Genomic DNA, 9,753 nt, shown 5'->3' with positions numbered 1-9,753 from the left:
GGGCTGCCAGCTCCATCTCACGGCGGGTGAGCTCATGCGCCTGAAAGGTGAGGGATTGTTTCCAAACCTCGATCTCCTCTTCCTGGCTGCGGGCTTTGAGCTGAAGTTGGCTGAAGTTTTGCAGGTAGGTCACCAGTTGGCGAGCGGCTTCGTTGATGCGGGTGACCTGACGGCTGCCGGTGATTTCTGCCAGCACCAGGGCCCCATCCTTGAAGCGCCCGGCCTCCTGGGCGATGCGGCCCTCTAGAGTAATCGATTCTTCGTTCACAGGCACCCAGGTGTTGTCCTGCTGCTGCTTGGCCAGCAATTGCAGAGACGACTTAGCAAACCCAATTGGCTTGGATAGCTCTGCTAGGTACAGCACGCCCGAACTCCTTCAAAACAGCATGGACAGCGATATCCCAAACTCTGCCTCAGCCGAGCCTTTGTCCACAGTTGGGCAAGATGGGGAGACGAAACGGCTGCTGCAGCAAGGCACCCCAGGGCGCGAAAACCTGCGTCAAGCCTCTCAATTGACCGAGGTTGACTTGGATCTATCTCGATCCATCTCGTCCTGAGCAGCACCTTGTCTCGTATCAAGCAGCGCCTCAGCCGGCTCCCTACTGAACTGTCAGTGTAACCAGCATCTGCGGCTGCTCAGTCCCAAACTCAACCATAGGGTAAAAAAAACACCTTTGCCAGAGGCGGTTTGGGGATATGCGGAGTAGCTATTCAAACCGACCGCAGAGCACTAGAGTAGTCTAGGGTGAGGTGTAGAGTTCTGCTCAGGGGTGGTATGGAGCTGCAAGGTGAGCCGCTGGCCGTTCGTCGGCGTTCTCCTGCCCCGCCGGTCGTCGTGGCCTCTCAGGTGTACCAGACAACAGCGCCGGAAGCCAAACCGCGCCACATTTTAGAGGAGATCATCTGGCACAAAGAGCAGGAGGTGGAGCGCCGGCGGGAGCAGCTCCCCCTAAAGCAATTGCAGCAGCAACTGGATCAAGCGCCGCCGGTGCGAGACTTTGTGGCGGCCCTTACCCAATCCCCTCACCCCGTTTCCCTCATCGCTGAGGTGAAAAAAGCCTCCCCCAGCCGTGGGGTTCTCCGGGATCCCTTTGATCCGGTGGCCATTGCGCAAAGCTACGAGGCGGCGGGAGCCAGTTGCCTGTCGGTGCTCACGGATGAGCGGTTTTTTCAGGGCAGCGGCGAGTATCTGCGCCAGATCCGCCAGGCAGTCGGGATCCCCATCCTGTGCAAGGAGTTCATCCTCTACCCTTACCAAATTCTCTGGGCGCGTACTCTGGGGGCGGATGCGGTGCTGTTGATTGCTGCCATTCTCTCGGATGCGGATTTGGGCTATTTTCTCAAGCTGATCCAGCAATTGGGCATGGCAGCTCTGCTGGAGGTGCACACTTGCCAAGAGTTACAGCGGGTTTTGGGCTTGCCGCAACTGCACCAGGCCAAAGGTCAGGTGTTGATCGGCATCAACAATCGGGATCTCAAAACCTTTGCGGTGGACTTGAACACGACGCGGGATCTCTTGGCCGCCCACCGGGATCGCCTGGGCGATCTGCCGGTGGTCAGCGAATCCGGCATTCACTCTCCTGCCGATCTGCAGCAGTTGCGGAGCTGGGGGGTGCGCGCCGTGCTGGTGGGGGAAGCGCTGGTAACGCAGCCGGATCCCGGCCAAGCCGTCCGCTCCCTGTTGTCACCCCAGTAAACCCAGGATTGTCAATGAATCCCAAGAATGGCCTAGATCGATGAAACGTATTCCTGTGCCAGCTCACGTCCACTACGAATTTCTGCTGCGGGTTCTGGAGCGGCAAACGTTTCCGACTGTGGAGGAACAGGATTTTGGCAATCGAGCCCGCACGCAAGAGCTGATCAACTCTTTGCGCAAAGCCCTGACCCAACAGTTGCAACTGGAGGAGGAGTGGCGACAGCGGGGCTATCAGGTGGATTACCGCTGGAACATAGAGGAACCTCAGCCACCCTCTTGACCTTCCAGCCCACTGGAAGGTTTAGCATCAAGCAGGTGGCATTGGGTTGGGGAGGCTTCCCAGGATGCAAGTTGTTTTGACGGTGCCCAAGCTGGCCTGCGCGGCTTGTGTAGATACCATCACGCAGGCGGTGCGGCAACGGGATCCCCAGGCCCACGTGGAAGCGGATCCCAAGACCAAGCAGGTGCGGATTACGTCTGAGCGAGCCGACAGCGACTGGCGGCAGGTGCTTGCCCAAGTGGGCTATCCGCCGGCCTAGCGATTTTTTCCTGCCCGGCAGCGTTAGCAGGACAGAGTTCAGAGGTGGGGTTTTCCCCTTGTGGGGGGGAAGAGAGCTTTTGCGTCGCTTTTTCTTTACTACCTAAATTTTTGCTCTGAGGACAGCCATGTCTGATTCTGGTTCCCATTCCGCTGCCCCCGGCCTGTCCGCTTCATCTGCTGGCGGCACTTGGCGCTTGGCCATCCAGGGTATGAGCTGTGCCTCCTGCGCTGCCGGCATTGAACAGGCCCTGAGTCGCGTGCGGGGCGTTACAGCCCAAACGGTCAACTTTGCCAGCGAGCAGGCCATCGTCCGTGGGGATCCCCGGCTGGTGAATCCCCAAGCGTTGATCCGGGTGGTGGAGCAGGCGGGGTATCGGGCGTGCTTGGTCGAAGACGATTGGCAACAGTCGGATCCGGACGACACAGAACGGATCGCCCAATGGGTGGCGGAACGGGAATTGAAGCTGAAGGTGGCGATAGGAGTGGGCCTCAGCACGGTGCTGCTGATCGGATCCCTGCCGATGATGCTGGGACGGGAGATCCCCGGCCTGCCCCCCTGGCTGCAGGATCCGTGGTTGCAGTTGCTGCTGACGGCGCCGGTGCAGTTTTGGGTGGGCCAGCACTTTTATCGTGGCGCCTGGGTGGCTTGGCAACGGCGCTCGGCGGACATGAATACCTTGGTAGCTTTGGGAACGAGCGCTGCTTTTTTCTACTCCCTTTTAGCGACGACTTTCCCCGACTTCTTTCATCGCCAGGGCCTGCACCCGGATGTGTATTACGAAGTGGCGGCGGTGGTCGTCACCCTGGTGCTGGTGGGCAAGTGGATGGAGCAGCGGGCCAAAGGGCAAACCTCCGAAGCCATTCGCAAGCTGATGGGGTTGCAGCCGAAAACGGCAAGGGTCATCCGCGATGGGGTGGAGCAGGATATCCCGATTGCGGCGGTGCAGGTGGGGGATCGGATCCGGGTGCGCCCTGGTGAGAAGGTGCCGGTGGATGGGGTCATTCTAGAGGGATCCTCCAGCCTGGACGAGTCGATGGTGACTGGCGAGAGCCTGCCGGTGAGTAAGTCGGCAGGAGATGAGGTGATCGGGGCCACCCTCAACCAGACGGGGAGCTTTGTGATGGAAGCGCGGCGGGTGGGCAAAGATACGCTTCTGGCCCAGATCGTGCGCCTGGTGCGGGAGGCCCAGGGATCCAAGGCCCCCATTCAGCAAGTGGCGGATCGGGTGACCTCCTGGTTTGTGCCGGCGGTGATCGGGGTAGCCATTCTAACTTTTGTCCTCTGGTGGGGGCTGGCGGGCAATCCAACGCTGGCCTTAGTGAACACCATTGGGGTGCTGATCATCGCCTGCCCTTGTGCGCTGGGGTTGGCCACCCCCACCTCGATCATGGTGGCGACGGGGCGGGGGGCGGAATTGGGGATCCTGGTAAAAAGCGCCGATAGCCTGGAATTGGCCCACCGCTTGCGCACGGTGGTCTTGGACAAAACCGGCACCCTCACCGAGGGCCGTCCCAGCGTCACCGATATCTGGACGCCAGGCTCTTCTCCCCTAGCCCTGTTGCGCCTGGCAGCAGCAGTGGAACAATACTCGGAACATCCGCTGGCCCAGGCGGTGGTGCAAAAAGCCAAAGCCGAAGGCATCTCAATCCCGTCGGCCCAGCACTTTCAGGCAAAAGTGGGCGAGGGGGCAGAAGCCTGGGTGGAGGGGCAGCAGGTGCGCATCGGTCGGCTGAGCTGGCTGCAGGCGATAGGGATCCCGTGGGATCCCTCTTGGTCGGAGCGGGTTCAGACCTGGGAAAGCCAAGGCAAAACGGTGATCGGCGTGGCGCAATCCCATCGTCTGGTGGGGCTGTTGGCCATTGCCGACCCGATCAAACCCACCTCCCCCGCCGCGGTGCGCCAGCTGCAGGAGATGGGCCTGGAGGTGATTCTGCTGACCGGGGATAACCCCACCACCGCTCAGGCCATTGCTCGGCAGGCAGGCATTCGCCGGGTGATCGCCCAAGTCCGTCCCGAGCAAAAGGCAGCCTACATTCGCCAGCTCAGACGGCCCCGACACCCGGTAGCGATGGTGGGAGATGGCATCAACGATGCGCCGGCACTGGCAGAAGCCGATGTGGGGATCGCCATCGGGACGGGCACCGATGTGGCCATAGCTGCCAGCGACATTACCCTAATAGCCGGCGATTTGCGGGGCGTGGTCACCGCCATTCAACTCAGCCGCGCCACTCTTGCCAACATCCGCCAAAATCTCTTCTTCGCCTTTATCTACAACACCCTCGGGATCCCGATTGCCGCCGGGGCGCTCTACCCCTTCACCGGCTGGTTGCTCAACCCCATGCTGGCGGGGGCGGCCATGGCCTTGAGCTCTGTTTCTGTAGTGGCTAACGCCCTGCGGCTGCGGCATTTTCGGCCCTCACCCCCAGCCCCTCTCCCTGAGGGAGAGGGGAGCTAGGGATCAAGGTAGGGGGCCGGGGCTATCCCCCCAGGGGGGCTTGGTGAAGAGCAAGCGGCAAGCTAACCTAAGAGGCTCGGGCAGATTGGGGAAAGCGCGGTGCAAATCCGCCACTGTGACGCAACTGTGATGGGATCCCTCCCTCAGCCAGAACACCCACCTGCCCTTGTCCTGTACCCCTTGCGATTCACAAGGAACGGAGTTTTTTGTGTTGAATACCCTCCCTGTTTCCCCTCCCCTTGCGGTTGGGCAGTTTCCTTCTCCTCCATTGCCCCTCTTGCTCATCGGCCATGGATCCCGCGACCCGGAGGGGCAGCAAGCCTTTCTGGAGTTGGCCCAAGCGTACCAATCCCTCACCCCCCAGCGGCCGGTGATCCCTTGTTTTTTGGAGCTGGCGCAGCCGAGCATCGCCCAGGGGGTGGAACAATGCTTGGCCCAAGGGTGGCAGGAGATCGTGGCTCTGCCGCTGTTGTTGTTTGGGGCGCGCCACAACAAGTTCGACGTGACCGTGGAGCTGGATCGCCTGCAGGCCCTCCACCCGCAGTTGCGCATCCACTACGGGGGGCCGCTTCCGGGCCGGCGATACTTTCAACGTCATCGCTCCCAGGGCAGAGATTTGGGGCACCGTGCGCAGCTTTCAGCCGGAAGTGCGGGATTTGCTGGCAAGGCGTATTGAAGAAATCGTGGCCGGCATTTGCCAAGCCTACGGGGCCACCTACGAGTTCCAGTACGAGCGGGGCTATCCGGCGGTTCACAATGACCCTGCCATAGCAGCCCTGGTAGAACAAGCCGCCCGCCAGGTGTTTGGTTCAGAAGCCGCGATCGTTCCTGAGATGACCCTGGGCGGGGAAGATGTCTCGTTTTTCCTCAACGAGGTGCCCGGCTGCTACTTTTTCCTGGGATCCGCCAACCCTGCCAAAGGACTAGATTATCCCCATCACCATCCCCGCTTTGACTTTGATGAAGCTGCTCTCGGCATTGGCGTGGAGCTGTTCTTGCGCTGCATTGAAAACTACACCGGAAAGACTTTGGGCTGAGGGGAGCACTTCCCAGAAAAGCTATGGCCACTGGAATATAACTGACGAAGCCGCTCGCTACGTCAAGTCCTAGCTCCCCTCTCCCTGAGGGAGAGGGGCCGGGGGTGAGGGCCTCAGGGAGAGGGGTCGCCTCTAGGGCCGGAGTAGGTCGGCGGATCCAGCGCCGGGGATCGGCAAGCGTTGCAGCGGTTCTGGGGTGGGCGGGGCAGGGACAGGGTTCAAGGCGGTGGGAATGTACAGGGGCTTGGGATCGGGATCCCCGCCGAAGGCCAGCAGAATGGCCCGCAGCAGGGCCTGTCGCTGTTGCCGGGTCAGGGCTTGCACGGCTGCCTTGTCTTGGGCATAGGGGTTAACCGTCAGGCGCTCGGCACCCGGGTAGCGCTGGGCAACTATCGGCTCATTGGCGTCCAAATAGTCCGCTAGCGTCAGTTGCCAGTCAAAGCGGTCGGTAGGAGAGCGACCGACCACCTGCAGGTGGTAGACCATCATCCGCCGCACCAAGGTATCTTCCTCGGGCGCGGGGCCGCCGTCATTGGGGTTCACGGGGGTATAGCCATTTTCCAGCGGCAAATCTGGCAAGGCCGCGTAGACCTGCCGCGCCGCCTCAGGAATCAGCCGCAACTGGGCATAGGCAGGGCCGGATCCCAGTAGAGCCACAGCGGCAATGCCCACCCAACTTCGCCAAAGAGCTTGTTTCCTCACCACAACTTTCTTCTCCGCTGGCAGCAAACTAGCGTTCCAAATGGTCGTGAAACTTTTTTTTGAGCTGCAATGCTCATCTCTCCTGAGCAGAAAAGCTTGGGATCCCGGAGCACTTGGGAAGTGTCGCAACCTACAAGGGACGGTCATGAACCGTTCTAAACTGCATGGATTTTTTGACTCAACATTTATAGACAGGATGCTCGGCTGCTGGTTGACCTCAGCTTTTGAGGATCTCTAGTCAATACTCAATCCCTCAACCACTTGAGGCTGAGGACGTGGCTTAAGGGGAGCAGATTGGGCCAGGCGATCCCGTTGGCGATGCGCCTGAAAGTGATTTTGCCACAAGCCGAGGATATCTAGGGTTTCGCCACCATGCTGGGTGTAGCGCTGCCGCACTTTACACAGAACAGGGGTATTGACACACACACCGGAGACGATTACCTGACCCTTGCTCAAAGCCGGCAATTCTTGGAGCAGATCCCGTCCGGCAGCCTCAACGCTGTGGCGCAGGTTTTCTTGATCGGAAGGGTTGACGATTCGCATCAAAAATTGGCTCATGCATTGCGACAGAATATCTGAGTCCAACTTGCCGGGGCGTTGCGTAATGAGACCTACTCCCAGTCCAAACTTGCGTCCTTCGCTAAGGATGGTGCGCAACACCTGCTTGCAGCGGGAAGGCTCGTGGGCAGGGGCAAAGCGATGGGCCTCTTCCAACAAGATAAAAACAGGATAGGGCAGGTAATTTTCATCCCCCGGCTGGATCTTGCCTTTATGGGTGTTAATGCGGGCGTAATTGGCCTGGCGCAGAATAGCAGCGGCAATCACCTGCTGCTCTTCCTGGCTAATCTCGTGCATTTGTAAGATGGTTACCTGCCCTGGCTCAAACAAATCCTTTGGAGCCAGGTGTTCTACATTGCTGAAATAGGGAGAGCGATCGATCTGCTCCAGCTTCCACTCCAGGGCAGGTGCTGAGGATCCTTGAGATCCATCTTCCTTGGAATCCGCTTCGTTGACGGCGTCGATCAGATCCTGAATCGTCCAACGTACTGGATTAAACTGGGTAACCTTGCGGAAAGCCTTCTCTAGGAAAGATTTCTGCCGGTCGGTGGTCTCTGGCAGGAGGGTAAGGATATCGAAAAAGTTGAGAGAAGACACACGGATCTTAATTTCTTGTGGGGAGAGAACCTTAACCTTAGGGCGGTAGCCGTCTTCGCCCAAAAACTTGGGGTGGGACTGCATCTCTGCCAGCGTATGGTATTCCCCATGAGGATCAAAAATAAGAACAGCAGCCCGGTTTTTGGGCAACATCAACTCTTCAATCAAGCCCCCCGCCGTATAGGATTTTCCGGATCCCGTCCCTGCCAAAATAGCCAGATGGGTGCTAACCATTTCCTTGACATCCAGCACCACGGGCACCGCTCCCTCATCGCGCAACAGCAAACTGCCCAAGTGAGCGCCCCCAATGGCTGTTTCATCCCGTTTGTTCAAAATCGATTTCAGCAGACGATTGGAGGCCAAAAAGACTTTGGCACCGGGATCCGGAGGGCGACGGGGGTTAATAAAGCCCATGGCGCGGTGAAAATAGCCGATGACCTCGACGGTAACTGCGTAGATTTCTGGGTTGGGATGGGTAAAGCCCACCAAAGCCACAATGGTGCTGGGATCGATCTCGGTGTCGGCAAAGATGCGATCGGGAATGTGATCCAAAAGCTGGACTTGGCTGATTTTGCCTAGGATTTGCAGGGTTTGGGACTGGAGATCCCGCACTTCATAGTAGACAAAATCGCCTACCCTTACGGCTTGGGTATTGGAAGTGATAAACACATATTGGTTGGGGGTTTCACCGGGGCCCTTGACGGTGCCGATTACCGCTGGGGCTTCTTCATCAGAGGAGAAAACAGCTTTTGGATAGCGCCCATTCTCAGAGGGCTGAGGCATCCCTACAGTTTTTTTGGTCATCAGCGCATCGCTCCTACGGTCATTTTCCAGGCCAATTCTTTACTTAGAATTTGCAGGGCCCGCTGTTGGACTGGATCGGAAAACATGGGTATGATATCGTTCAAGACTTGATAAATAAGGTGGTCAGCAAAGTTGCCACCGCTGCTCAAGAGCAATCCATAGTACGAAAACTGGGTTTGACCTTGGGGATCTTGGTGAAAACGTAGGATTTCTTCTTGGCTCATGCGAAAAACGGGTGTGTTTACGGGCACCACCACGCGCGGGATCCCTTGCCGGCCACAGCCCCGCTCTTCGTCCAAAGCTCCGATGAGAACCACCGAAAGCAGTGTGCGCACCTCGTTTTGTAAATCAGGGGAAAAATAGGGATCCGGCTGGCTGGAAAGGCGTGGGCCGGAGTTGAGAAAGAGTGGGTTGACAATTTGGGTGTTATAGACCAGACCCACAGCCCAGTGCCGTTGATCGCTCTCCAGCTTAACAAAGCTGCCAAAGCCATAGTCGTCGGGAGAGGGAGGATTCTTGACTTCTAAGATGTCATCCACCTGCACTACGTAGTCGCAGTGATTGTTGGAGCGAACCACCTTGCCCAATCTCATCGAACCCGCCTCCGCTGCAGTTTACTCACCGTTTTCTGAGATAACCTGAGGCTGAGCTTCTCGCGGCTTGCCCAATCTTGCATCAGGCGCAGGAAAAGGTTGCGATCTTCGTTGCGAATGACGGCTATTTGATCGGCTGTCTCCAACACATAGGGATAGCCTCTTCCAATGATCACCTCGCAGCGCACCAGATCCACCACCCAGTCCAAAAGTCCTGCCTCATAAACCCAAACCGGTATCTCCAGCCGGGCCGGAAAGTTGTTGTTGGTGCGCAAATAGACAAATCCCACTCGCTCCCGCATTTCTTGGTAGGAGTTGAGGATCCCATCTTGAGGGTTGAGGCTGCCGCCACGAGCGCAGATAAAAAAAGGCGTGCGCTCCCCCCACTCTAGCCAGGGGCTAAGCAATTGGGCATCGTGGAGCTGAGGAGCTTCAGGAAGATCGAAGCAATGCCGCAGCAATGTCACCAGATCTGAGGTATAGGTGGTGTCGATGTAGGCAACGATGGGGATCCGGTTTTGCTCGCTGGCCCGCAGCACCTGGAGTAAACATTGTACGTAGAAATCTCGGCTTTCCGGCTCAAGAGCTTCCGCGAAGGTAGCCACCAACGCCCCATCTAAAAAGGCCAACTTTCGGGATCCAGGCTGAGCTCTCCGGATATATTCCACCAGCTTTTCTGTTTCCATTTGAAAGCGACGCATGTTGACAACGCGCTCTTTGGGCTCACCGCTGCTATCGGATCCCAAATCCTTTGGAGTCAGTACATCGA

9 protein-coding genes, 2 pseudogenes and 1 riboswitch are annotated in these 9,753 nt (G+C 58.2%); of the genes and pseudogenes, 6 read left to right on the top strand and 5 right to left on the bottom strand.

The genetic code is table 11. The features are described 5' to 3' along the window. A pseudogene (locus NW835_RS09565) lies at positions 1–364 on the bottom strand (hypothetical protein); the annotation flags it as partial. Positions 365–796: 432 nt separating this feature from the next. Between NW835_RS09565 and trpC the strand changes: the two are divergent. The 6 genes and pseudogenes from trpC (at position 797) to NW835_RS09535 (ending at position 5,730) form a co-directional block, all read left to right on the top strand. Next, positions 797–1,696: an indole-3-glycerol phosphate synthase TrpC gene (trpC, locus tag NW835_RS09560; protein ID WP_414378097.1), complete on the top strand. Its 900-nt coding sequence runs from the start codon at positions 797–799 to the stop codon at positions 1,694–1,696. Between the two features lie 40 nt (positions 1,697–1,736). Further along, entirely contained in the window at positions 1,737–1,976 is a 240-nt protein-coding gene (locus tag NW835_RS09555) for a DUF5340 domain-containing protein (RefSeq protein ID WP_414335099.1), read from the top strand. Positions 1,977–2,040: 64 nt separating this feature from the next. Continuing rightward, positions 2,041–2,235, top strand: coding sequence for a heavy-metal-associated domain-containing protein (locus NW835_RS09550; RefSeq protein ID WP_414364881.1), 195 nt, complete (start codon positions 2,041–2,043; stop codon positions 2,233–2,235). A 127-nt stretch (positions 2,236–2,362) separates the two neighbouring features. Next, positions 2,363–4,693: a heavy metal translocating P-type ATPase gene (locus tag NW835_RS09545; RefSeq protein ID WP_414415154.1), complete on the top strand. Its 2,331-nt coding sequence runs from the start codon at positions 2,363–2,365 to the stop codon at positions 4,691–4,693. 42 nt (positions 4,694–4,735) lie between these two features. Continuing rightward, positions 4,736–4,872, top strand: a riboswitch (cobalamin riboswitch). 29 nt (positions 4,873–4,901) lie between these two features. Beyond that, positions 4,902–5,255: pseudogene (locus NW835_RS09540) on the top strand (sirohydrochlorin chelatase); the annotation flags it as partial. Positions 5,256–5,319: 64 nt separating this feature from the next. Continuing rightward, positions 5,320–5,730, top strand: coding sequence for a M20/M25/M40 family metallo-hydrolase (locus NW835_RS09535; RefSeq protein ID WP_414415153.1), 411 nt, complete (start codon positions 5,320–5,322; stop codon positions 5,728–5,730). A 132-nt stretch (positions 5,731–5,862) separates the two neighbouring features. Here the strand turns inward: NW835_RS09535 and NW835_RS09530 are convergent, their stop codons facing one another. From NW835_RS09530 to NW835_RS09515, 4 genes are all read right to left on the bottom strand, one after another. Continuing rightward, a complete protein-coding gene (locus NW835_RS09530) occupies positions 5,863–6,435 on the bottom strand; it encodes a hypothetical protein (RefSeq protein WP_414376258.1) in 573 nt (190 codons plus the stop codon). A 231-nt stretch (positions 6,436–6,666) separates the two neighbouring features. Continuing rightward, a complete protein-coding gene (locus NW835_RS09525; RefSeq protein ID WP_414415152.1) occupies positions 6,667–8,391 on the bottom strand; it encodes an ATP-binding protein in 1,725 nt (574 codons plus the stop codon). After that, a complete protein-coding gene (locus NW835_RS09520) occupies positions 8,391–8,984 on the bottom strand; it encodes a hypothetical protein (RefSeq protein WP_414415151.1) in 594 nt (197 codons plus the stop codon). Before NW835_RS09520 ends, NW835_RS09525 begins: the two co-directional genes overlap by 1 nt. Further along, positions 8,981–9,753, bottom strand: a 773-nt coding sequence (locus tag NW835_RS09515; protein WP_414415150.1) for a DNA double-strand break repair nuclease NurA, incomplete at its 5' end; no start/stop codon positions are given. The genes NW835_RS09515 and NW835_RS09520, both read right to left, overlap by 4 nt.

This window comes from Synechococcus sp. OH2 (assembly GCF_047462155.1).
Taxonomy (GTDB): Bacteria; Cyanobacteriota; Cyanobacteriia; order Thermostichales; family Thermostichaceae; genus Thermostichus.
The sequence above is the reverse complement of the archived record's forward strand: the minus strand, read 5'-3'. Positions and strand labels throughout refer to the sequence as shown.

Bases quoted from the DNA above. Each gene is read 5' to 3' on its own strand.
- NW835_RS09520 (WP_414415151.1), bottom strand. From the start codon at position 8,984: ATGAGATTGGGCAAGGTGGTTCGCTCCAACAATCACTGCGACTACGTA.
- NW835_RS09550 (WP_414364881.1), top strand. From the start codon at position 2,041: ATGCAAGTTGTTTTGACGGTGCCCAAGCTGGCCTGCGCGGCTTGTGTA.
- NW835_RS09545 (WP_414415154.1), top strand. From the start codon at position 2,363: ATGTCTGATTCTGGTTCCCATTCCGCTGCCCCCGGCCTGTCCGCTTCA.
- NW835_RS09555 (WP_414335099.1), top strand. From the start codon at position 1,737: ATGAAACGTATTCCTGTGCCAGCTCACGTCCACTACGAATTTCTGCTG.
- NW835_RS09525 (WP_414415152.1), bottom strand. From the start codon at position 8,391: ATGACCAAAAAAACTGTAGGGATGCCTCAGCCCTCTGAGAATGGGCGC.